At 68.4% G+C, this 21,901-nt stretch carries 20 protein-coding genes and 1 pseudogene; 14 read left to right on the top strand and 7 right to left on the bottom strand.

All coding sequences use genetic code 11. From position 1 onward, the window contains the following. Positions 1 to 3: 3 nt before the first annotated feature. Positions 4 to 1,044, bottom strand: a complete 1,041-nt coding sequence (locus AB0J95_RS27440; protein ID WP_364763602.1) for a BMP family ABC transporter substrate-binding protein — start codon at positions 1,042 to 1,044, stop codon at positions 4 to 6. A gap of 114 nt (positions 1,045 to 1,158) precedes the next feature. Between AB0J95_RS27440 and AB0J95_RS27435 the strand changes: the two genes are divergently transcribed. From AB0J95_RS27435 to AB0J95_RS27425, 3 genes are all read left to right on the top strand, one after another. Beyond that, positions 1,159 to 1,761: a TetR family transcriptional regulator gene (locus AB0J95_RS27435; protein ID WP_364763599.1), complete on the top strand. Its 603-nt coding sequence runs from the start codon at positions 1,159 to 1,161 to the stop codon at positions 1,759 to 1,761. Next, on the top strand, positions 1,758 to 3,260 hold the full coding sequence (locus tag AB0J95_RS27430) for an FAD-dependent monooxygenase (RefSeq protein ID WP_364763596.1): 1,503 nt from the start codon (positions 1,758 to 1,760) through the stop codon (positions 3,258 to 3,260). Before AB0J95_RS27435 ends, AB0J95_RS27430 begins: the two co-directional genes overlap by 4 nt. A gap of 227 nt (positions 3,261 to 3,487) precedes the next feature. Further along, on the top strand, positions 3,488 to 6,721 hold the full coding sequence (locus tag AB0J95_RS27425) for a S8 family serine peptidase (protein WP_364763593.1): 3,234 nt from the start codon (positions 3,488 to 3,490) through the stop codon (positions 6,719 to 6,721). A gap of 32 nt (positions 6,722 to 6,753) precedes the next feature. On the opposite strand, the gene AB0J95_RS27420 is transcribed toward AB0J95_RS27425, so the two are convergent. Next, positions 6,754 to 7,299: a GNAT family N-acetyltransferase gene (locus AB0J95_RS27420; RefSeq protein WP_364763590.1), complete on the bottom strand. Its 546-nt coding sequence runs from the start codon at positions 7,297 to 7,299 to the stop codon at positions 6,754 to 6,756. A 143-nt stretch (positions 7,300 to 7,442) separates the two neighbouring features. Here AB0J95_RS27420 and AB0J95_RS27415 point away from each other — a divergent pair, with 143 nt between their 5' ends. Continuing rightward, positions 7,443 to 7,703 carry a hypothetical protein gene (locus AB0J95_RS27415; protein WP_364763588.1) on the top strand — a complete coding sequence of 87 codons (261 nt, stop codon included), beginning with the start codon at positions 7,443 to 7,445 and terminating at the stop codon, positions 7,701 to 7,703. A gap of 73 nt (positions 7,704 to 7,776) precedes the next feature. Here AB0J95_RS27415 and AB0J95_RS27410 read toward each other — a convergent pair whose 3' ends face one another. Then, positions 7,777 to 8,418 carry a lytic polysaccharide monooxygenase gene (locus AB0J95_RS27410; RefSeq protein WP_364763586.1) on the bottom strand — a complete coding sequence of 214 codons (642 nt, stop codon included), beginning with the start codon at positions 8,416 to 8,418 and terminating at the stop codon, positions 7,777 to 7,779. Positions 8,419 to 8,719: 301 nt separating this feature from the next. Between AB0J95_RS27410 and AB0J95_RS27405 the strand changes: the two genes are divergently transcribed. Then, the gene (locus AB0J95_RS27405) at positions 8,720 to 10,483 is read left to right on the top strand and encodes a glycoside hydrolase family 9 protein (RefSeq protein ID WP_364763584.1); all 1,764 of its coding nucleotides are present in this window, start codon (positions 8,720 to 8,722) and stop codon (positions 10,481 to 10,483) included. Here AB0J95_RS27405 and AB0J95_RS27400 read toward each other — a convergent pair. Next, a complete protein-coding gene (locus AB0J95_RS27400; RefSeq protein ID WP_364763582.1) occupies positions 10,448 to 11,725 on the bottom strand; it encodes a serine/threonine-protein kinase in 1,278 nt (425 codons plus the stop codon). The two genes, AB0J95_RS27405 and AB0J95_RS27400, sit on opposite strands and share 36 nt — an antisense overlap. A gap of 64 nt (positions 11,726 to 11,789) precedes the next feature. Here AB0J95_RS27400 and AB0J95_RS27395 point away from each other — a divergent pair, with 64 nt between their 5' ends. After that, a complete protein-coding gene (locus tag AB0J95_RS27395; RefSeq protein WP_364763580.1) occupies positions 11,790 to 12,539 on the top strand; it encodes a hypothetical protein in 750 nt (249 codons plus the stop codon). Between the two features lie 36 nt (positions 12,540 to 12,575). Here AB0J95_RS27395 and AB0J95_RS27390 read toward each other — a convergent pair whose 3' ends face one another. Then, on the bottom strand, positions 12,576 to 13,226 hold the full coding sequence (locus tag AB0J95_RS27390; protein ID WP_364763577.1) for a GntR family transcriptional regulator: 651 nt from the start codon (positions 13,224 to 13,226) through the stop codon (positions 12,576 to 12,578). 61 nt (positions 13,227 to 13,287) lie between these two features. On the opposite strand from AB0J95_RS27390, the gene AB0J95_RS27385 reads away from it, so the two are divergent. The 4 genes and pseudogenes from AB0J95_RS27385 to AB0J95_RS27370 all read left to right on the top strand — a co-directional run bounded on the left by AB0J95_RS27385 (position 13,288) and on the right by AB0J95_RS27370 (position 16,200). Beyond that, the gene (locus AB0J95_RS27385; protein ID WP_364763574.1) at positions 13,288 to 14,448 is read left to right on the top strand and encodes an acyl-CoA dehydrogenase family protein; all 1,161 of its coding nucleotides are present in this window, start codon (positions 13,288 to 13,290) and stop codon (positions 14,446 to 14,448) included. Positions 14,449 to 14,471: 23 nt separating this feature from the next. Further along, positions 14,472 to 15,701 (top strand): aminotransferase class III-fold pyridoxal phosphate-dependent enzyme, encoded by a 1,230-nt coding sequence (locus tag AB0J95_RS27380; protein WP_364763572.1) that lies wholly within the window; start codon positions 14,472 to 14,474, stop codon positions 15,699 to 15,701. Between the two features lie 162 nt (positions 15,702 to 15,863). After that, positions 15,864 to 15,989, top strand: a pseudogene (locus AB0J95_RS27375) (helix-turn-helix domain-containing protein); the annotation flags it as partial. A gap of 25 nt (positions 15,990 to 16,014) precedes the next feature. After that, complete coding sequence (locus tag AB0J95_RS27370; RefSeq protein ID WP_364763799.1) at positions 16,015 to 16,200, top strand: hypothetical protein; 186 nt, start codon at positions 16,015 to 16,017, stop codon at positions 16,198 to 16,200. 32 nt (positions 16,201 to 16,232) lie between these two features. On the opposite strand, the gene AB0J95_RS27365 is transcribed toward AB0J95_RS27370, so the two are convergent. Then, complete coding sequence (locus tag AB0J95_RS27365) at positions 16,233 to 17,156, bottom strand: hypothetical protein (protein ID WP_364763796.1); 924 nt, start codon at positions 17,154 to 17,156, stop codon at positions 16,233 to 16,235. 39 nt (positions 17,157 to 17,195) lie between these two features. Here AB0J95_RS27365 and AB0J95_RS27360 point away from each other — a divergent pair, with 39 nt between their 5' ends. Next, on the top strand, positions 17,196 to 17,942 hold the full coding sequence (locus AB0J95_RS27360) for an endonuclease/exonuclease/phosphatase family protein (RefSeq protein ID WP_364763569.1): 747 nt from the start codon (positions 17,196 to 17,198) through the stop codon (positions 17,940 to 17,942). On the opposite strand, the gene AB0J95_RS27355 is transcribed toward AB0J95_RS27360, so the two are convergent. Further along, positions 17,914 to 18,453, bottom strand: coding sequence for a hypothetical protein (locus tag AB0J95_RS27355; RefSeq protein WP_364763566.1), 540 nt, complete (start codon positions 18,451 to 18,453; stop codon positions 17,914 to 17,916). The two genes, AB0J95_RS27360 and AB0J95_RS27355, sit on opposite strands and share 29 nt — an antisense overlap. A 105-nt stretch (positions 18,454 to 18,558) precedes the next feature. On the opposite strand from AB0J95_RS27355, the gene AB0J95_RS27350 reads away from it, so the two are divergent. The 3 genes from AB0J95_RS27350 to AB0J95_RS27340 all read left to right on the top strand — a co-directional run bounded on the left by AB0J95_RS27350 (position 18,559) and on the right by AB0J95_RS27340 (position 21,825). Next, complete coding sequence (locus AB0J95_RS27350) at positions 18,559 to 19,728, top strand: histidine kinase (protein WP_364763564.1); 1,170 nt, start codon at positions 18,559 to 18,561, stop codon at positions 19,726 to 19,728. Further along, positions 19,725 to 20,375, top strand: coding sequence for a response regulator transcription factor (locus AB0J95_RS27345; RefSeq protein WP_364763561.1), 651 nt, complete (start codon positions 19,725 to 19,727; stop codon positions 20,373 to 20,375). Before AB0J95_RS27350 ends, AB0J95_RS27345 begins: the two co-directional genes overlap by 4 nt. A 181-nt stretch (positions 20,376 to 20,556) precedes the next feature. Then, a complete protein-coding gene (locus AB0J95_RS27340; RefSeq protein WP_364763558.1) occupies positions 20,557 to 21,825 on the top strand; it encodes a post-COAP-1 domain-containing protein in 1,269 nt (422 codons plus the stop codon). Positions 21,826 to 21,901 lie beyond the last annotated feature (76 nt).

Raw genomic sequence — 21,901 nt, 5'->3', positions numbered from 1 at the left:
ACTTCACTTCGCCGGGTCGGCGACCGCCAGCTCGCCGGTCACGATCTTCTCGCGCAGCTCACGGACCTTCGCGATCACCTCCGCCTTGCCGGCGATCGTGCACTGGGCGGTGGCCACGTCGGCCTCCAGCGCGTGCACGGAGAGCGCGTTCTCCTTGAGCCCGTATGAGCGAAGCCGACCGGGCTGGCCCGCGTCAATGGCGTCCATGGCGTCCTTGATCACCACGTCCGGGTGGCTGACCAGGGTGTCCACCACGGTGCCGCCCCCGTCCGCGCAGTCCTGTTCGAGCATGCCGAACACGCCGAACCCGCCCGCCTTGGCCGCCTGGAACACGCCCGCGTTGCCGCCGAACGCCGACGTCATCACGTGCGAAGCGCCCAGCTGGGTGGCGAGCTGGCCCGCCTTCACCGGGTCGTTGAAGGCCCGGCCGTCGGTGCCGGTGCCGATCGCGGCCTCCTGGAACGTGGTGCCGGGTTTGGCCGCCGCCGCGCCCTGGCCGAACGGCGCGGAGAACCGCTTGAGCTCGGGGATGGTGTTCACCGCGACCACCGAGCCGACCTTGCCGGTGGTGCTCAGCAGCCCGGCTTCGGCGCCGAGCAGGAACACGCCCTCCTGGTCCCGGTTCTGCGTGCAGGTCATATGCGCCGGCGGGGTGCCGCCCAGGCAGTTGCCGATGACGAGGAACTTCTGCTTGGTGTTCGACATGATCGCCGGGGCGAGCTTGTCCGCGGCCACGGTCGCGGCCACGACCACCACCGTGGCCTTCTGCTGCGCCGCCCGGCTGAGGACCGTGCCGTCGGTGCTCGGGTTGCCGGTCGTCTTCAGCTCGGTGACCTTGCCCTTCCGCTTGGCCGCGTAGGCCTTGACGGCGTCGGCGAGCTTCTTGCCGGCCGGGTCCGTGCCCGGCGGGCTGATCAGCACGATCGTCAATGGCGGCTTGGGCTTCTTCGGGTTCGGCACCGCGACCGGCGTGCCGGGGACCGCGACCGTGCAGGCGGTGAGCAGGCACGACAGCAGCGGCAGAAGTGTTCGGGTTCTCGGCATTCTCGCCCCTTGTGACGGCACCCCCGCACCTTTCCGGCAGAGCCTAGGGGATACCGCAAAACATGCGCCCCCCGCAATCTTGCGCGCCACGCACTTTTTCTCTACCGTGGGGAGGTGTCAGGGCTCCGGGAACGCAAGAAGCAGGCCACGCGGGAGGCGCTGAGCTGGGCGGCGCTCCGGCTTTCCGTCGAGCGCGGCGTGGAGAACGTGCTGGTGGAGGACATCGCGAACGACGCCGGGGTGTCGCCGCGGACGTTCAACAACTACTTCGCCAGCAAGTACGAGGCGATCACGTGGCGAGAGTTCAACCGCGCCATGCAGATCGGCGACCTGCTGCGGGCGCGACCGGAGGGGGAGTCGTTGTGGCAGGGGATCACCGAGTCGATCCTCGCCGTCTATCACGCGCAGATGCCTGAGGGAGAACGGGATCCGGCGCCCGGCTGGGTCGAGGGCGTCCGCCGGATGACCCAGAACCCGCAGGTGATCGGGGAGATGCTGCGGGGCTACCAGGCCGTGCAGAACGAGCTGGCCGCGGCGATCGGCGAGCGGCTGGGCACCGACGACGACCTGTACCCGCAGATCGTGGCGGGCGCGGTGCTCTCGGCGGTGCGCGTGGTCCAGTCCCGCTGGATCGCGGCCGATCCGCCCGTCCCGTTCGGACCGTTGCTGCGCACGGCATTGCGGAAACTCACTGAGATGCAAGGAGAAAGTCCATGATCGTGATCGCTGGGGGCGGGCCGAACGGGCTGATGCTGGCCTGTGAGCTGGCCTTGGCCGGGCAACGCCCGGTGGTGCTGGAGACGTTGCCCGAGCGGGCCACCGCGCCGAAGGCCAATGGCATGGTGGGCCAGGTGGTCCGGGTTCTCGACCACAGAGGACTGCACGAGCGGGTCGGCGGTCCGGTGCCGTTCGCGGTGCCGCGGTTCATGTTCGGCGCACTGCCGCTGGACCTGACCCGGATCGAGACCAACCCGCTGACGATTCTGCCGGTGCCGCAACGGAAGCTCGAGACGATGCTGGAGGAGCGCGCGGCCGAGCTGGACGTGGAGATCCGGCGCGGGCACGAGGTTCTCGGGTTCACGCAGGACGGTGACGGTGTCACCGTCGCGGTTCGTGTTCATGGGGGTGAGTACGAGCTGCGCGCGGACTACCTCGTGGGCGCCGATGGCGGGCGCAGCACGGTCCGCAAGGCGGCCGGGATCGAGTTCCCCGGGCTGACCAATGTGGACACCGTATCCCGCAGCGCGCACGTGTCGCTGCCGGAGTCGTCTCTTGTGGACGGTGAGCTGGACGTGCCCGGGTTCGGCCGGATCGCCTCGGCCCAGTTCACCCGGACCGAGCGGGGTGTGTTCGTCTACGCGCAGCTCGAACCCGGCCGGCCGATGGTCCACACCACCGAGTGGGGGCCGGGGCCTGGTGACGATGTCCCGATGACAGTGGCGGAACTGCGGGAGAGCGTGCGACGCGTGCTCGGCGTCGATGTGCCGATCAGCGAGCCGGACTACCCGGGGCCGAACCAGTTGCGGCGGCTCGCCAGCGGCAACACCCGGCTGGCGGACAAGTTCCGTGCGGGGCGGGTGTTTCTGGTCGGCGACGCGGCGCACGTGCACTCGGCGATGGGCGGTCCCGGGCTCAACCTCGGCATGCAGGACGCGGTGAACCTCGCCTGGAAGCTCGCCGCGACCGTGCGGGGCTGGGCGCCGGAGGGGCTGCTCGACACGTACGAGTCCGAGCGGCGTCCGCTGGCCGAACGCGTTGTCATGCAGTCGCTCTCGCAGTCGGCGTTGGTGGCGCCCGGCGGTGAGGTGACGGCGCTGCGGGAGCTGATGGGCGAGCTGCTGCAGGACCCGGCGAACATCCAGCGGCTCGCGGACCTGATGGCGGGCACCGACCTGCGGTACGAAATGCCCGGGAACCACCCGCTGGTCGGAAAGTTCCTGCCCGACATCCCGCTGACCCACGGGCGGATCGCCGACCAGCTGCGGTCGGCGCGCCCGGTCGTGCTGGATTTCGCCGATATCACAGCGGAAGTCGCGGCGGACTGGTCCGATCGGGTGGACGTGATCACTGTGGACGCGCCGAACCCACCGGCGTCGGCCGTCCTCGTCCGGCCGGACGGGTACGTCGCGTGGGCCGGTGACGACGTCCACGCCGGATTGCCCGAAGCGCTGGCAATGTGGTTTGGTACTCGGCGTTTCATGGCCGCTACGCCATAGATCGAAGTAACCGCAAGCGATCGAACGCCGACGTTCCGTAGGTGTGGTGGTAGGACGTTATCCGATCGCAACCGCCCGGGCGTCATAGTTGCGGGACCTAGGCCGAACAGGCCAATGTGGACTGCGGGAAATAGGCCAGTTGTGTGATTGAACGGGCTCTGGAAGCGATATGTGCTTCCAGAGCAGTTCTTCCCCCAGCTGGGATCTCCCCATGGAGGCTTTTCGCCGTGACCACAAGACGTTCCGCCTCGCGCTACCGCGCCGGGTGGGCCGTGCTCGCGTTGAGCACCGCCGTATTAGGGCTGGCCGTGCCAACGGCCGCAGCCCAGCCCACCACCGAGCTTGACACCCCGTCGGCAGGCAAGGATCTCGACGCCCGCGACCGTGGCCTGGTCGCCGCGGCCCAGCAGGCCGGCGCGCACGAGGTGACCATCCTGGTCGCCGCGGAGAAGGGCAAGTCCGACGCCGCCGCCAACGAGCTGCGCTCGATCGGCGCCGTCGTGCAGTCCGAGGCCAAGGATGTCGACTACATCAAGGCGACGTTGCCCCCGGACGCCGCCCGCAAGGCCGCCAAGCTCGCCTCGGTCCGCTCGATCGACGTCGACGGCCTGATCGCCCGGGACGACCCGAAGACCGACGGCGCGATGACCCCGCTGCCGCAGCCGGCGCCCGGCCCGAACACCCCGCGCGGCAACCCGTACATGCCGACCCGCGACACCGGCGCCGCCCAGTTCGGCCAGCTGTTCCCGATGTGGGACGGCAAGGGCGTGACAGTGGCCGTTGTGGACAGTGGTATCGACCTCGACCACCCCGCGCTGGCCACCACCAGCCGCGGCGAGCGCAAGATCGTCGACTGGTACGACGCCAACTCCCCGACGAGCGGCGACGGCACCTGGGTGACCATCTCGCCGGACACCCACACCGGCACGTTCACCCAGAGCGGCAAGAGCTGGACCGCGCCGGCGACTGGCGGCCCGTACAGCCTGGGCCTGTTCAGCGAGACCAATGGCGCGCAGGACCTCGGCTCGCCGGGCAGTGAGATCGGCGGCGACGTCAACCGCGACGGCGACCGCACCGACGTGTTCGGCGTCCTGCAGGACACCGTGACCAAGCAGGTGCGCGTCGACCTCGACCAGGACGGCGACTTCACCGACGAGACGCCGATGATCGACTACAAGGTCAAGCAGGACGTCGGCTTCTTCGGCAAGGACAACCCGGCCACCTCCGACCGGACCGAGCGCGTGGCCTTCGTCGTGCAGACCGACAAGCCGGGCTTCGTGGACATCGGCATCGCCGGTGCCGAGCACGGTTCGCACGTCGCCGGCATCACCGCCGGGCACGACCTGCTGGGCGGCCGGATGCAGGGTGCCGCGCCGGGCGCGAAGCTGATGTCGGTCAAGGCCTGCCTGACGACCTCCTCGTGCACCGACAGCGGCCTGACCGACGGTGTGCTCTACGCGGCGCAGAACGGCGCCGACGTCGTGAACATCTCGATCGGTGGCCTGCCGCCGCTCAACGACGGCAGCAGCGCGCGGGCGCAGATCTACAACCGGATCATCGCGCAGTACAACGTGCAGCTGTTCATCTCGGCCGGCAACAGCGGTTCCGGCGCGAACACCGTTGGCGACCCGTCGATCGCCACGGACGCGGTGAGCGTCGGTTCGTACATCACCAACGCCACCTGGCTGTCCAACTACGGCTCCAAGATCGACCAGCGCGACAACCTGCACCCGTTCTCCTCCCGCGGCCCGCGCGAGGACGGTGGTTTCAAGCCGAACATCGTGGCCCCCGGCTCGGCGATCTCCACGGTGCCGCGCTGGAACCCGGGCGCGCCCGTGCCCGGCACGTACGACCTGCCGCAGGGCTACGCGCACCTGCAGGGCACCTCGATGGCGGCCCCGCAGGCCACCGGTGCGGCCGCGCTGCTGGTGAGCGCGTACAAGGCGACCCACGGCGGCCAGCGTCCGCCGGTGGCGCAGCTGCGCACCGCGATCTACTCGTCCGCGCGGTACCTCGACAACTACGGTGCCTACGAGCAGGGCAACGGCCTGTTCGACGTGTTCGGCGCGTTCCTGCTGCTGGAGTGCGGCCCGAACACCGACACCGTGACCAGCTCGGTCGAGGTGCACACGATCTTCTCGGATCTGTTGAAGCCGCCGGGAACCGGCGTCGGCATCCACGACCGCGAAGGCGTGACCACCGGCAAGAAGTACACGCGCACCTACACGTTCACGCGGACGACGGGCTCGAACCGGCCGGTGCCGTACCGGTTGCGGTGGGTCGGTGACGACGGGACGTTCGACTCGCCGGGTTCCGTTGTGCTGCCGCTGAACCAGCCGGTCAAGGTGGACGTCAAGGTCAACCCGCGCAGCGCGGGCGTGCACTCCGCGGTGCTGGAGCTGGACAACCCGTTCACCCTTGGCACCGACTCGCAGATCATGAACACCGTGTTCGCGCCGCAGGAGTTCAACAGCTCCAACGGTTTCGCGTTCACCGCCAAGGGCAGGATCGAGCGCAACCAGTTCAAGACGTTCTTCGTCCGCGTGCCGCAGGGCGCGACCGGCCTGAAGATCGACATGACCGCTGGTGGCGCGGCCGGCAAGGGCCAGGTGCGGTTCGTCCGCGTCGACCCGCGCGGCATCCCGTTCGAGTCCCCATTGGACTCGACGGTCTGCTACAACCCTGACGCGGGCGGCGGTTGCGCCTCCGGCTCGCCGACCTCCCGGACGGTCACCAACCCGATCCCGGGTGTCTGGGAGTTCTACGTGGAGGCACGGCGCACCTCGGACGTCCTCTCGGCGCCGTTCAGCATCACCGCGTCCGTGCTCAACGCGACGATCACGCCGAACCCGGACGTGATCCCGTCGGTGCAGGTGAACACCCCGGTGTCGCGTAGCTACACGGCGACGAACTCGGCGGGCGCCTTCACCGGCAAGATCGCGGGCGGCCCGCTGAGTAGCGTGCTGTCCACCCGGCCGACCATCGCCGAGGGCCAGCAGCAGCAGGTCGTGATCAACGTCCCGGCGGGCAGCACCAGGCTGACCGCGCAGATCGGCAACACCGCAGTGGCCGGGACCGACCTCGACCTGTACCTGTTCAACTGCACCACGGGCGCCTGCGTGCTCACCGCCCAGAGCGCGGACGCGGACGCCGAAGAGGCAGTGGCGGTCAACAACCCCGCGGCCGGGCCGTGGGTGGCGTTGATCGACGGGTTCGCCATCCCCGGCGGGTCCACGGCGTTCGACTACTCCGACGCGTTCACCAACGCCGCGCTCGGTTCGGTCAACGTCAACGACGCCAACGCCCTGCGGGCCAGCGGTGCCTCGTGGACCGCTCCGGCCACAGTGACCGCGCTGTCGGTGCCGGCCGGCGGCCGCAAGCTGAGGGGTGACCTCAGCGTGCTCACCAGCGACGGCGCCGTTGTCGCCACTGGTGTCGTGCAGATCGGTTCAGTGAGCTAGTCGTGACCCACCAAAGCCCCCTCGTTTTGTTGCTACGAGGGGGCTTTGGTGTACACGACCCGTGGAACGTCACGGTCGCTGAGGAACTCACCGATCGCCTGCCACCCCGCTCTGTCGTAAAGCCTGCGCGCTGGAGCCTTGGGATGGGTGCACAACCAGGCTTTGGGCCAGCCGTCGGTGTAGACCTCCAGCAGCAGGCGGCCAATGCCGTTGCCCCGGTGGGCGTCGCCGACCATCAGCTGGACGATTTCCAGCGCGGGTGCGAGCAACTGCTGCCGCGCCTCGGCCGGGATCGCCGCTTTCAACGAGTCGTAGAACGGCGTGTCCGGGAACTCGGCCATGGCGGGCCAGCCGTACACGACACCCACCAGCCGCCCGTCCAGTTTGGCTCCCACACCGGTGATCCCCGGGTACGTGTCGAGCTGGAGCGACAGGCGGTCGGCGTACCTGGCGAGTTCCTCGGGCGTCTCCTGCCACGGCGGTTCGCTGAACGCGGGCCGGTACAGCTCGACGAGTTCGTCCATACTGTTGGCAAGGTCCTCGCTGGACAGCTTGTGCAGTTGGTATGTGACCGGCATGCAACGGTTATACGTGAGGTATACGTCCTGTGCACATGAGGTTTTTCGCGGTGTGCGTGGCTGTCGCGCTGGTCGCGGGCTGTGGCGCGCCGGCGGGGACGGGCTCCGCGCCGGTGTCTTCGACGTCGGTGGGGGTCCCTACGGTGAACAACGAAAGCCTGGTGGAGAAGGCGAAAGCTCAGGGCAAGGCGGGCGTCGGCGTGACGGTGTCCACTGTGGAGGGTAAGACCGAGGAGGTCGCCGCCGCGCTCAAGGCGCTGGGCGGTTACGTCGAGTCGAGCGACCCCAAGATCGGCTACCTGCGGGTGCGGCTGCCGGTGAACGTGGTGGCCGAGGCCAGGAAGATCCCCTCGATCACGGCCATCGACGTCGAAGGCCTGATCGACCGCGTGGAACCCAGGTAACCACGCACGAGCGCTGAGCTGGGGAGGGCCGCCGGGTCGCGGTTCCCGGCGGCCCTCCGGTCCGCGTCCGGGGTCAGAAGATGACGTCGTTGCAGAGGTAGAACGCCTCCGCGCTGTCCGGGAGCTGGCGCTGCCAGATCGTGTAGATGACGTGCCGGCCGGACTTGCCGCTGGGCAGGCGCGTGGTGATCGAGTAGATGCCGTTGGCCAGCGGCGGGTTGCTCACCTGGTTGAACTGCTCCAGGTCGGACCAGCGCAGCGGCACCAGCGGGTTGTAGCCGTCCTTGGTCACGTACTGCGTCCACACCGCGACGTGCGGGGCGGTGGCCTTGATCTGGAACGTGAAGTTCGCGCCGGAGGTCAGCTTGGTGGCCGGCCAGTCGTTGCGGGCCAGGTTCAGGCCGGTGTACTTGGCGCGCCCGGCCCCGCAGAGCTGGCCGTCGGGGATCAGCGAACGGGAGTTGCCGCCCGCGTTGGGCAGGTTGACCTCGTGCCAGTCGTAGAAGGCCTGCGTGCCGCCGGCGGCGACCGCGGCCTTGCACGCGGCGGAGGTGGGGTTCTCCGGGTTCTCGTTGAACCGGCACTGGTAGGTGCGGCTCGGCGGAACCATGGTCGAGCCGTGTGCGCTCGCCAGGCTGATGGGCAGGACAGCGGACAGGAAGACGGGGATCGCGCTGAGCAACGCGACCACGGCGGCTCTCTTGCGCTTGGACATGGACATCTCCTCGCAGGGGATGTCATGAAGTCGTCGCGCCCCGACCCATGAAATGGGAGTGTGTCCACAAGTGTGAAATGGTCTAGTCCACGATGGCTAGCACCATTCGGGCTAACCGTTTGATACCGGGACATTGACCCCGGACTGCCCGGCGACTTTACTGTTCGGAAAGTTCCCTATTCATCTCGCCGCCAGAGATGGAGCTGTGATGCTCAGACGTGCGTCTGTAGCAGTGGTTACGCTGTGTTGCACGATTGCTACGGCAACGCCCGCGCTCGCCTCCGCTGCCGGATTTGTCCGCGTGGATCAAGTCGGTTACGCGACGGGCGAGACCAAGGCCGGCTACCTGCTCGCGCCGGTGGCCGTGCAGAACCAGCGTTTCACGGTCGTGGACCAGTCCGGCCGGACTGTGTACACCGGCAAGGTGGGCGCGAACCTGGGCGGCTGGAACGACGGCTACCAGGCCGTGCACCAGCTCGACTTCAGCTCCGTCAGCAAGCCGGGCACCTACCGGATCAAGGTCTCCGGCGCGGTCACCGCCACCTCGCCGAGCTTCCGCGTGGACACCGGCGACAAGCTGTTCACGCCGATGGTCCACGCGACCACCGAGTTCTTCCAGGCCCAGCGCGACGGCCGCTCGACCATCCCGGGCCGCCTCGGCCGCGGGCCCTCGCACCTCACCGACGCCAAGGCGACCGTCTACGCGCAGCCCAAGTTCAAGGGCGACGGCGGCGACGTGCCGTCCGAGCCGCTGAAGGCGACCGGCGGCCCGGTGGACGTCGAGGGCGGCTGGGTGGACGCGGGCGACTTCGTCAAGTTCACCTCGAACACCGCGTACTCCCTGGCCGAGCTGGGCTACGTGCAGCGCATCGGCGGCAACCCGGCCCTGCTGGCCGAGTTCAAGCATGGCCTGGACTGGCTGGACAAGACCTGGGACGCGCGCACCAAGACGCTGTACGCGCAGGTCGGTATCGGTACCGGCAGCGAGGAGTTCGGCTTCGTCGGCGACCACGACGTGTGGCGGCTGGCCGAGGCCGACGACAAGTTGACCGTCAAGCCGGGCGACGAGGAGTTCTTCATCAAGTACCGCCCGGTGTTCCCGGCCGCCGAGCCCGGCGCGCCGCTCAGCCCGAACCTGGCCGGCCGGGTGGCCGCCGCGTTCGCCCTGGGCGCCCAGCTCGAGCCGAACCCGGGGAAGGCGCGCAGGTACCTGGCCGAGGCGGCCTCGGTGTTCGCCGCCGCCAAGACGACCGACGTCGGCGAGCTGGTAACGGCGTTCCCGCACGCGTACTACCCCGAGGACTCGTGGGCCGACGACATGGAGCTCGGCGCCACCCAGCTCGCGCTGGCCGCGGCCAGGCTCGGCGACCTGCGCTACTTCACCTGGGCCAAGCAGGCCACCCACTGGGCCAAGGAGTACCTGGCCAGCGACAGCAAGGACATGCTGAACCTGTACGACACCAGCGCGCTGGCCCACTCGGAGCTGGTGAAGTTGCTGCGCCGAGGGGTGATCGCGCCCGAGGTGTCGCAGCAGCAGGTGATCGGGGACCTCAAGCGCCAGCTGGACATCGGCACCACGCGGGCCGCGGCCAGCCAGTTCCGCACCGGCGTGGACGTGACCAACTTCGACGCCGCCAGCCGCAGCTTCGGCTTCGCGGCCACCGCGCGGCTCTACCGCCAGCTCACCGGGGACAAGTCGTACGACGCTTTCGGGGTGCGGCAACGGAACTTCGCGCTCGGCTCGAACGCGTGGGGCATCTCGCTGATCGTCGGCGTCGGCTCGACGTTCCCGTACTGCCCGCACCACCAGGCCGCCAACCTGGCCGGTGACCCGAACGGCGGGCGCCGGATCCTCTACGGCGCGGTGATCAACGGCCCGAACGGCGCGGACAACTTCGAGGACCTCGGCGAGATGCCGGAGGGCGCGATCCCGTGCAGCCGGTCGTTCGCGGCGTTCGACGGCCAGGGCTCGCGGTTCTTCGACGACCTGCGGTCGTGGCCGAGCTCGGAGCCTGCCATCGACTTCACGTCAACCGCTCTGCTCGCCTTCGGCCTGTCCCGATGACGGCGGGTTCTTCGGCGTCTTCGTCTTGGTCTTGGTCTTCGTCTTGGTGTTAGCGGGGTCCACCGGGTCCACCGGGTCGGTGGACCCGGTCGGATCGCCCGGGTTCCCGCTCACCGCGGGCGGGGTGGCCGGGGTGACCGTCACGGTCTCGCCCGGCTTCCCGTTCGCGACCTCCTTCTGCTGACCTTCCCGCTCGACCCGCCCGCTGCCGCTGTTCGACGGGGTGGCCGCCCCCGGCACGACCCCGCCGGTCAGCGTCGAGTCGACGGCGTGGCCCTGCTGCGGCGCGATCGAGGCGGGCGGCGGAGCGGTGTTCGCGGCGGGCGCGGCCACGAGCAGCCCGATCGCCCCGCCCATGACGCCCAGCCCGAGGATGACCGCGGCCGCGGTGCGGTTGAACCGTTTGGGCCGGGCGATGGGCACTGTGGGCACATCTGCCGACAACAGGTCCACGATCTCTGTCGCGGTTGGACGTTCACTCGGCTCGCTGCGGGTCATCGCCTCCAGCGTCTCGGCGAGACTCGCTGGTACACCAACCGGGATCCGCGGCCGGCGGCTGATCCGGGCGAGCACGGTCTCCGCGTCCAGCCCCGGATACTCCACCTCTCCCGTCAGGCACTCCAGCAACACCAGTCCCAGGCCGTAGATATCGGCAGGCGGCCCGACCGTGGTGCCCAGAACCTGTTCCGGGGACAGGTAAGCGGCGGTGCCGACGAGCCGGTCGGAGGCGGTCAGGCCGCTGCGGTCGAGCAGTTTGGCCAGCCCGAAGTCGGCGAGTTTCGGGGTACCCGAGGAATCGAGCAAAACGTTGCCGGGCTTGATGTCCCGGTGTACCACTCCGCGGGAATGCACATACGCCAACGCTTCCGCCAGCGAGATGCCCAATGATCGGACGGCGTCCACGGACATCGGCCCGTCGTCGACCTTGCGGCCCAGGTGTGGCCCGTCGATCAGCTCCAGCACCAGGAACGGCTCGCCGTGCGCGACCCCCGAGTCGAACACCTTCACCAGGCCCGGGTGGTCGAACCCGGCCAGCAGCTTGGCCTCGTCCTCGAACCGCAGGCGCCCCACCGGATCGGCGTGCGGCTGGAAGATCTTGATGGCGACCGCCCGCCCCAGCCGTTCATCCCATGCCCGGACAACTCTGGCGGTGCCGCCGCGCCCCAGCTGCGCTATCAGCCGATAGCGATCTGCGAGCACTGGCGCGGTGTGTCCGCCGGATTCCTCGTACACCTGGGTCACACTAGTGACTATGGATCTCAAATCCATAGCAGACCGGCTATACAGCCTCCGGCCGAGTGAATTCATGGCCGCGCGCACCGAGTACGTGCGCGCGGCCAAGGACGCCGGCGACAAGGAGGCGGCGGCGAAAATCGGCAAGCTGCGCAAGCCTTCGCAGGCAGCGTGGGTGCTGAACCTGTTGGCCCGCCGCGAACCCGCGGAACTGCAACGATTGGGCAACCTTGGTGCCGCGTTGCGGGACGCGCACGGCCGGTTCGACGGTGACTCCATCCGCGACCTGTCCAAGCAACGGCACCAGGTGATCCGCGCCCTGGTGGCCCAGGTGCGCGCGATGGCGCTGGGAGAAGGGCAGAAGCTCAGCGACACCGTGCTGCGGGACATCGAGGCGGTGTTCACCAAGGCGCTCGCCGATCCGGCGGTCACCGAGGTGCTGAAAGCCGGGACCCTTGCCGCCACAACGGACCTGACTGAACAGGAGGGGTGGCCGGAAACTCCCGAACCGGTGGTGGACGAGGTCGCGCAACGCCGGGAGCAGCGCGCGGAACGCCGCCGTCAGGAGCTGGGCCGGGCCCGGGCGGAGGCCCAGCACACCTCGGAAGTGCGCGACCGCGCGCAGAATGCCCTGGCCCAGGCCGAGCAGAAGGCCGAACGGGCCGCCCGGGCCGTGGCGGAGCTGGAGGCCGAGCTGGAGCGCGCGCGAAGCACCGAGAAGGAGACCGGCAGCGAGGTGCGCGAGGCGAGAACGGTCTTCCGCACGGCCGAGAAGGCAGCCGAACGGGCCCGAAGGGCACTCGAGTCCCTCGAAAACTCCTGACCACGCCTCGTGAGCGGGTTCAGCCGTGAGAACCACTCACGAGGGGTGAGCTGGGACTATGGCCCGAAGTGCGATCACCGCTCCGTCACGGTGTTCGTCCCACAATCGGATGACCTCATCCGTCTTTCGGGCACGGATCGCGGCGATGATCGCGTGGTGCTCGCGGTGCACGCGTTCGCGATTTTCCGACGAGCTGTAGTAGAGCGCTCGGTATGCATCGGTGGCATCCCAGAGCACGCGCACCAGCCGCGTCAGCCGGGGCATACCGGACGCTTCGAGCACGACGAAGTGGAACTGGCGGTTGGCCGCGGCCATGCCAACGATGTCACCGGCCAGGGCCGCCTTCTCGATGTCCGCCTCGGCCTGGACCAGGCGGTCGATGTCCTCGTCGGTGAGCGACGGGACGGCCTTGTGGGTCGCCTCGGTCTCCAGCAGCTCGCGGATCCGGTAGACCTCCAGCAGGTCGTCCAGGGACAGGTCGGCGACCTGGTACCCGCGGTGCGGCCGGTAGACGACCTGGCCCTCGCCCTCCAGCGTGCGCAGCGCCTCGCGCAGCGGCACGCGGCTCACGCCGAGGCGCTCGGCCAGCGCGTCCTGCCGGATCGGGGCGCCGGCCGCCATCTCGCCGGTGAGGATCAGCCGCCGCAGCTCGTCCAGCACGAACTCCTGTGTCGTGGGTGGGCGCATGGGTGTGAGGTTAGCATTGGAGAATTGATATTGGATCCAATCCTGGGTTAGCCTGCCTGGCATGAACCCTCTTGACCTGGTCGCCGCGGACGAGTTGTTCTCCGACGAGGAGCTCGCGATCCGGGACACGGTCCGCCGGTTCTGCGCGGACCGGATCCGCCCCAACCTGGCCACCTGGTTCGAGCAGGGCGACCTGCCGGCCCGTGAGCTGGCCGTCGAGCTGGGCGCCATCGGTGTGCTGGGGATGCACCTGCAGGGCTACGGCTGTGCGGGGACCAACGCGGTGGCGTACGGCCTGGCGTGCCACGAGCTGGAGGCCGCCGACTCGGGCGTGCGCAGCCTGGTGTCCGTGCAGGGGTCGCTGGCGATGTACGCGATCTACGCGTACGGCAGCGAGGAGCAGAAGAACGAGTGGCTGCCGCAGATGGCCGCGGGCACCAAGATCGGCTGCTTCGGGCTGACCGAGCCCGATTTCGGGTCCAACCCGGCCGGGATGCGCACCACCGCCAAGCGGGACGGCAGCGACTGGGTGCTCAACGGGTCCAAGATGTGGATCACCAACGGGTCGATCGCCGACGTCGCCATCGTGTGGGCGCGGACCGACGAGGGCATCCGCGGGTTCCTGGTGCCGACCTCTTCCCGGGGGTTCACCGCGAACACCGTGCACGGGAAGCTGTCGCTGCGGGCGTCGATCACCAGTGAGCTGGTCTTCGAGGACCTCCGGCTGCCCGCCGACGCCCTGCTGCCGCGGTCCAAGGGCCTGTCCAGCCCGCTGGCCTGCCTGAACGAGGCCCGGTTCGGCATCGTGTTCGGCGCGTTGGGCGCGGGCCGGGACTGCCTGGAGGCGGCGATCTCGTACGCGAGCACCCGCGAGGTGTTCGACAAGCCGCTGTCGGGCTACCAGCTGACCCAGGCCAAGCTCGCCGAAATGGCCCTGGAGCTGGGCAAGGGCATGCTGCTGGCGGAGCGGATCGGGCGGTTGAAGGACAACGGCACGCTCAAACCCGAGCACGTCAGCATGGGCAAGCTGAACAACGTCCGGGCGGCGCTGCAGATCGCCCGCGAGGCGCGCACAATCCTCGGTGCGAACGGGATCACCCTGGAGTACCCGGTCATGCGGCATGCGAACAACCTCGAGTCGGTGCTTACCTATGAGGGGACGAGCGAGGTGCACCTGCTCGTGATCGGGCAGGCTTTGACCGGTGTGAGCGCGTTCCGCTAGTCGTTGGTCGTTTGGAGGCTTTCGTGGGGTCGTTGTGGCATCCGTTCTCGGACATGGGTGCGGTTTCCGCGAACGGTGAGTTCGTCGTCTCGCGGGGCGAGGGCGTGTACGTGTACGACACCTCCGGGCGCCGGTACCTCGACGCCACCGCGGGTCTGTGGTTCGCCAACGTCGGGCACGGCCGCGCGGAGCTCGCGGACGCCGCCGCCGCGCAGATGCGTTCGATCGCCGCCTACTACACGTTCGGCGACGTCGCCACGCCCGCGACCATCGAGCTGGCCGACCGAATCGCGGCCATCTCACCGATGCCCGACACCAAGGTGTTCTTCACCTCCGGCGGCTCGGACTCGATCGACTCCGCGGTGAAACTGGCCCGCCGGTACTGGTTCGAACTGGGCCGGCCCGACAAGCGCATCGTCATCGGCCGCACCCGCGCCTACCACGGCACCCACATCGGCGGCACCGCGTTGTCGGGCTTGGAACCCAACCGCGCGGGCTGGGGATCGCTGATGCCCGATGTGTCTACTGTGGATGGTGGGTCGGCCAAGGCTTTGCTGCTGGAGATCGAACGTCTGGGCGCCTCGAACATCGCGGCGTTCTTCTGCGAGCCGATCATCGGCGCGGGCGGCGTCTACCCACCCGCGGACGGGTATCTCGCCGAGGTGCGGCAGATCTGCCGGGATCACTCGATCCTGTTCGTGGCCGACGAGGTCATCACGGGGTATGGCCGCATTGGTGGGGCGTGGTTCGCCAGTTCCCGGTTCGCCCTGGACCCCGACATGATCACCACCGCCAAGGGCTTGACCTCCGGGTATCTGCCCATGGGCGCGCTGCTGGTCGCGGGCGCCGTCGCCGAGCCGTTCTACGCCGGAGGAACCTGGTTCCGCCACGGCTACACCTATTCGGGCCACGCCACCTCCGCGGCGGTCGCCTCCGCCAACCTCGACATCGTCGAACGCGAAGACCTCCTGTCCGCAGCGGCCCGCCTCGAGTCCACACTGGACAAAGAACTCGCGGTCCTCGCCTCCCACCCCGCCGTTTCCGAGGTCCGCAGCGGCTTCGGCGCGGTGGCGGCAGTGCAGCTGGCCGACACCACCCAGGTGTTCCCCCTCATCGGCCACCTCCGCCACCACGGCGTGTCCACCCGCGCCGTCGGCGCTGGCGGCCTCCAGATCTCCCCGCCCTTGACGATGACCGACACCCAAGTCACCGAGCTAGTCGACGGCTTCACCGCCGCCCTCGCAGACCTCTAACCCACCACTCGCAACCCCCACCTATCCACAGCCTCGCGCAACTCCTAGGCCGCCCCTGTTTGCCTCACTAGAATGGCATCGGGGCCGCCCCCCTGGGAGCTTCAGTTCTAGGGTTCGTTGCAACACCTGAGGTGTTCGCCGCCGCCTGAGCCGGCGCGGTGGGTGATCTCGCCGCGGTATCTGTCCGAGGTGAAGCGGATCCTGATCGCGGACCGGTTACGGGACAACGCCTCTCTGCGATCGATCGCCCGCGAGCTGGACCGGCCGGTGTCCACGATCAGCCGGGAAAAGGCCCGCAACCAGCAACCCGGCGGTGCGTATCAGCCGCATGCCGCGCACACCATGGCCCTCGCGCGGCGGGCCCGGCGCCGAACACCTCGACGCCGTGGCCGCCGAACTCAACGACCGACCCCGCACAACCCTCGACTACGACACCCCAGCCCAACGCGTCACCACACTCCTGACCACCAACCAGCAGCAGTGTTGCAACGACCGCTAGAAACCACCGAGTGGCGAGGGATATTTGGTGGGCTAGGTGAGGTCGGCGTGTTCGAGGGTGGTTGCGATTTGGTTGGCTCTTTGGTGGAGGGTGGGGGCGTTGGTGGGGGTGATGTGGGCGAGGAGTTGGAGGGCCATTACCCGGAACCGGAGGAGGCCTGCGTCGCCGGCGTGCTGGATGGCGAGGGTGGCGTGGTGGACGGCGGTTTTGGTGTCGTCCAGTTTCCAGTGGCAGTAGGCGAGGCCGTGGTGGCGGCGGAACTGGGCGAACAGCGCGGGGGTGTCCGCGGGGATGGACTCGTACACGGTTTTTGCTTCGGGCAAGAGGTTCTCGGTGTGGATCAGGTGGTATGCGTGTTGGTCGGCCCAACGCGCGTAGTAGCAGTCCCGGTCCTCGCTGGGCGCCAAGGATGAGACCTGCTTGCCCACGTCGGCGAGGATCGCGGCGCGCTCGACGCCGAAGGTGAGGCGACCCGCCAGGAGGTCCGCCTCGATACGTGCCAACGGGGAAGGCGACGAAATTGCCGCAAGCCGGGCGCGTGCGGCTTCGAAGTCATTGCGGCGCAGGGCAACCGAGGCAAGTCCTAAGTGGATCCACGCCGACGCGGGCGATTCGGAGATCGGCGGGCGGTCCCAAAGCCACAACTGTGTCTCCCGCAGCGACACCGGCAGATCCGAGAACCGGCTGTGGTACTGGCCCATCCACCGCGCGGTCTCCTCCAACGGTGTAGGCAAGCCGAAGTGCCGGATCAGCCACACGCCGTACTGCCCGCCGGGCGCGTTTCCCTTGGTGCGTAACCGTCGCAGTGCACGCTCGATCGACCCGGGATCGACCGGCAGCCCCGCATCCGGCCCAGCACGCCGGATCAATGTGTGCGTCAAAGCGGTCCAGCCGCCGTGAGCGCTCACCAATAACGTGAGGTAGCGCTCCCACGAGCACCCGATGTCCGGAATCATGTCCTGTCGCCAGCCCGCCGCCGTTCCTACGGTTCCACCATGCAGTCTTTCACCGCAGTCACCTACAACGTGTTAGCCCAGGCCCATGTCCGCCCACACCGCTACCCGCTCTGCCATCCCCAGGCGCTCGACCCCGTCCGCCGCCGCGCCCTGCTGCTGACCAAAATCGACGAGCTCAACGCCGACCTCCTGTGCCTGCAGGAAGTCGAGCCGGACCTGCACCAGGACCTGTGCGAGCGCCTCGAACCAACCCATCACACGGCCTACGCCCAACGCCCAGGCCGTCCCGATGGCTACGCGGTGTTCGCACGACGTGACCTGTTCGGGTGGAAACGGCCCGAGGTCATCGACGTGGCGTTGATCGCGCACCTGACGATGAACGGCGAGCCGTTGCACGTGGCCTGCACGCACCTGAAGTGGCAGGACGAGTCGGTGCCACCGGCCAGGCACGTCGGCTACCACCAGATGCTCGAGTTGATCAAGCATCGAGACCGGACCGGCGGCACCTGGATCTTCGCGGGCGACTTCAACGCAACGTCGCAGAGCTTCGTGATCACCGCCGCCCTCGACAACGGCATGGCGGAGAGCTGCCGCAACCAACGACCCTGGGACACGGTCGCGATCAACGGCCGTACCAGGAAGCTCGACTACCTGTTGTTCTCCGAAGGACAGTTCGTCCCGATCCCGGGCCGGTTGCCGAAGCTGTTCCGCGACACCGTTCTGCCCTCGCTGACCGAACCCTCGGACCACCTGCCGGTCACCGTGAAGCTGGTTCCTTCGAGCTGAACGACCGGGACACCGGCCAGATCAGCCAGATGCCCACGACCAGACCGAGCTTGGGCATGTAACCCTGCCACAGGATCGTGGTCCGCTCCGGTGTGCTCGCCAGGAACATCAACCCCAGCATGACCGCGCACGCGATGCCGACGGCGAGCACGCACTTGCCCCATTCCCGCCATTCGTAACGCATCCGCTCGCGCCCGTCCTTCGGCGGCCGCCAGGGTGCCGGGCCGTTGGCGAACCGGTGCGCGAACCGCTGGTCCGCCCAGCGCATCATGCTGTGTCCGAATGCGACACTGAACCCGAGGTAGATCGCGGCCAGGCCGTGGGTGTTGTTGGCCACGGCTCCGTCGCGCAGGTCGAACACCGTGGCGATGAGCAGCACGACGTCGATCAACGGCACACAGACCAGCAGCACCGTGCTGACCCGCTTCCAGCGCAGCAGGTAGCGGGCGGCCAGGCCGGCGCCGAGGATCACCCAGAAGCCGATCTCGCAGGCGGCGATGACGAACAGCATGGCTCCAGCGTGCGCGAGCGCCCGGGAGAATGCGTCCGGCGAAGGTCGTCATCCCTTCGAAGGACCGGCCGGGCCAGTTGGATGTGCTGTGATGGAGGGGTGTTCGTGGTCGAGCTGGTCCACCGCTACCGGGACCGCCCGTGGTGGGACCCGGCGCTGGCCGTGGTCATGCTGGCGCTCGCGCTGCTCTACCTGACCGGCTCGTACCAGATGATCGCCGGCTGGCCGCGCTCGCCGGTGTGGATGCACCTGGTCTGCCACTTCGGGATCTGCTGCACGGTGCCGTTCCGGCGCACAGCCGCGTTCCGCGCGTTGATGGCGGGACTGGTCTTCGTCGCCGCGGATACCGCGATCGGCCTGTCCATCCCGGTCGTCATCGTGTTGATCGACCTGCTCTACAACGCCACCACCTACAGCTCGCGCCGCGCCAGCCGGGCGATCGTCGGCTCGGTCGTGTTCGTCGTCGTCGCGCTGGGGATCACGTCTGCCGTGCTCGCCGACGACGTGCGGATCGGCCTGTACATCACGTTGAACGGGTTCAGCCTGCTGATCGTGCCGGTGTGGTGGGCGCTGAACGTGCGGCAGCAGTGGGAGATCGCCGAGGCCGAACGCGAGAACTCGCGTCAGCTCAGGCGGATCGCGGAGCTGGACCGGCAGGCAGCCATCGCCTCGGAACGGTCCCGGATGGCCCGTGACCTGCACGATGTCGTCGCCGGGCACCTGTCCGCGATCGCCATCCAGTCCGAGGCGCTGCTGTCCATCGTGGACTCGAACCCGGAGCTGGTCCGGACGGTGCTGAAATCGGTGCGGGAGAACAGCATCCAGTCGCTGGAGGAGATGCGCGCGATGATCGAGGTGCTGCGCGACCAGGTCGACGACGAACGCACCGCGCCGCCGAGACTCGCCGAGCTGGGGCGACTTGTCGACTCGGCGCGTGCGGCCGGTCTGGACGTGACGGTTGACCAGTCTGATGTGGACGGACTGTCGGTGGCGGTCGACCTGGCCGCGTACCGGATCGTCCAGGAGGCGTTGACCAACGCGATGAAACACGCCGCCGGGGGCTCGGCCCGCGTGTGTCTCCAGGTCGCGCGGGGCAAGCTGGACATCGAGGTGACCAACCCCATGACGGGTGCTCCCGACCCGGGCGGCACCGGCACGGGGCTGGTCAGTATGAAGGAACGCGCGCACGCCGTGGGGGGCTCGTTCGAGGCCGGGCCGTCGGCGGACGGCTGGCGGGTGCACGCGGAGCTACCGATAGGAGGGGTTCCCCGATGATCAGGGTGCTGGTCGCGGACGATCACGCGGCGATCCGGGCCGGTCTGGTGATGATCCTCGGCGGGGCCGAGGGCATCGAGGTCGTCGGCGAGGCCGCCGATGGCGCCATGGCCGTGAAAATGGCCCGTGAGCTGCGGCCGGACGTGGTGTTGATGGACGTCCGGATGCCGGGAACCGACGGCATCGAAGCGACCCGCCGCCTGACCCAGGACGGTATCTGCGATGTGGTGGTGCTCACCACGTTCGACCTCGACGAGTACGTCCACGGCGCCCTGCGCGCGGGCGCCGCCGGATTCCTGCTGAAATCCGTCGACGCACCGCGCCTGATCGAGTCGATCCGCCTGGTCGCCGCCGGCGACGGCGTCCTCGAGCCGAGCGTCACCCGCCGCCTGATCACCGCCTTCGCCGCCACCACCCCCAAGCCCACTCGCGTACCCGACGGCCTGGACCAGCTCACCGACCGCGAACGCGAGGTCCTGGTCTGCCTCGGCGAAGGACTTTCCAACCAGGAGATCGGCCGCCGCCTGTTCATCAGCGAGACCACCGTGAAGACCCACGTCTCCCGCGTCCTGACCAAACTCGACCTCCGCTCCCGCGTCCAGGCGGCGATCCTCGCCCAGGACACCGGCCTGGTTCCGGGAAAATGATCCGGGCCGTAATTGACTGACGAAAGTAACCCGTTTGGCCGGGGTCTTAGGACCCGCGGGCTAACGCAATTTCGAGGCTCGCGATGAACGTGCACTTCGCTTAGGACAGATCAGCTACGAACAGTTCGCCTCGCCGGAGGTCACCGCTTTCTACGGCAACCATGGGTTCGACCGGAACTTCATGTACTGGGCGCCGATCGAGTCGATCGACCGGCCGAACGAGATATGGAACGGCTGCACCGGAAACGGCGGCGGCCTCTGCCAGAACATCCACGATGGTGTTTACACGATCGCCCAAGAGATTGCGTCCGGCCCGATTCATGTGAAGCGGTGGGGCGACGGTTTCATCGGCACCGCTTGTGGTAACTGGCACGGCTCCGCCAGCGGGCCGATTCCCACGATTGCCGGGACCAAGTACGAGGACCTCAACGGTGATAGCGCCCGCCAGCCCGGCGAGCCCGGCCTCGGCGGTTGGACGATCGACCTCAGCTACGGCGGCAACATCGTCGCGACAACCACCACCGGTCCCGACGGTAGCTATGCGTTCCAGCTCAACGCCAACACCATGCCGATCAACGCGGGCGCGTACACCGTCACCGAACGCCAGCAGCCCGGCTGGGTGCAGTCGCATGCGCCCGATCCGGTGAATGTCGGCTACGGCGCTGGTCCGGCTACGTTCGGCGGCAACGACTTCGGCAACTACCGGCCAGTGACCATCCAAGGTCGGAAGTTCGACGACCACGCAGTCGATGGGGCGGGCACCCTCACCAGCGGGCAGAACGTCACCGACGCCGATTTCGGAAATGTCTGCCTCGGCAAGATCGCGGTGACGGTTCCGGATGGTGTCGCGGTCCGGGTGGAGGAAGTCAGTGTGCCCGGACTTCTGCAGAACGATCCGCCCACACCCCGGACGGCCACCGGGACGGCGACGATCAACGACCTGTTGCCGGGCACTTACCGGGTCACGATGACCCTGCCGGATGGGGTTTTCACCACCGACCCCGATCTGACGTCCATCAACGGCGAGTTCGCGGTCGTCAAAACGGTCACCGTGGGCGAATGTTCCACCACTGCGGTCGCACCGGTGTTGGTCGTTTCGGCACCAGGAAAGATCACCGGCGGTATCCGGATCGCGGTGCCGGGTGGGTTCGCCACGGGTGGGTTCGAATTCATGCAGAAGAAGGAGGGACCGCGCGGCACGCTCGAGTACAACGACCACGCGAGCGGCCTGCGTATCCACACTTCGGACATCACCGGCATTTCGGTGAACGGCGCCGAGGCCTATGTCTTCGGTCACGCCCTCGTCGGCGCGACGACATATGGCTTCCGGCTGCATCTGGTCGACGCGGGTGAGCCCGGCACGAGTGACCGGTTCGAGCTGGTGCTGGCCAACGGGTACACCGCGGGGACGGACGGGCCGATCCAGGACGGCAACATCCAGGTCCACTGATCGTCACCGACCGAACCGGGTCGGGCACGGAAAGCGTGCGTTACTTACCGCCCACATGGTGAGATGTCCGGTGAGC

The sequence above is a fragment of the Actinocrispum sp. NPDC049592 genome (assembly GCF_040675465.1).
Taxonomy (GTDB): domain Bacteria; phylum Actinomycetota; class Actinomycetes; order Mycobacteriales; family Pseudonocardiaceae; genus Kibdelosporangium.
Note: the sequence above shows the minus strand (reverse complement) of the source record. Positions and strands in the feature narration are given on the sequence as shown.

Coding starts and splice junctions, on each gene's coding strand:
- AB0J95_RS27365 (WP_364763796.1), bottom strand. CDS start 17,156: ATGATTCCGGACATCGGGTGCTCGTGGGAGCGCTACCTCACGTTATTG.
- AB0J95_RS27420 (WP_364763590.1), bottom strand. CDS start 7,299: ATGCCGGTCACATACCAACTGCACAAGCTGTCCAGCGAGGACCTTGCC.
- AB0J95_RS27440 (WP_364763602.1), bottom strand. CDS start 1,044: ATGCCGAGAACCCGAACACTTCTGCCGCTGCTGTCGTGCCTGCTCACC.
- AB0J95_RS27385 (WP_364763574.1), top strand. CDS start 13,288: ATGAACCCTCTTGACCTGGTCGCCGCGGACGAGTTGTTCTCCGACGAG.
- AB0J95_RS27410 (WP_364763586.1), bottom strand. CDS start 8,418: ATGTCCAAGCGCAAGAGAGCCGCCGTGGTCGCGTTGCTCAGCGCGATC.
- AB0J95_RS27390 (WP_364763577.1), bottom strand. CDS start 13,226: ATGCGCCCACCCACGACACAGGAGTTCGTGCTGGACGAGCTGCGGCGG.
- AB0J95_RS27345 (WP_364763561.1), top strand. CDS start 19,725: ATGATCAGGGTGCTGGTCGCGGACGATCACGCGGCGATCCGGGCCGGT.
- AB0J95_RS27355 (WP_364763566.1), bottom strand. CDS start 18,453: ATGCTGTTCGTCATCGCCGCCTGCGAGATCGGCTTCTGGGTGATCCTC.
- AB0J95_RS27395 (WP_364763580.1), top strand. CDS start 11,790: ATGGCCGCGCGCACCGAGTACGTGCGCGCGGCCAAGGACGCCGGCGAC.
- AB0J95_RS27340 (WP_364763558.1), top strand. CDS start 20,557: ATGTACTGGGCGCCGATCGAGTCGATCGACCGGCCGAACGAGATATGG.
- AB0J95_RS27360 (WP_364763569.1), top strand. CDS start 17,196: ATGCAGTCTTTCACCGCAGTCACCTACAACGTGTTAGCCCAGGCCCAT.
- AB0J95_RS27430 (WP_364763596.1), top strand. CDS start 1,758: ATGATCGTGATCGCTGGGGGCGGGCCGAACGGGCTGATGCTGGCCTGT.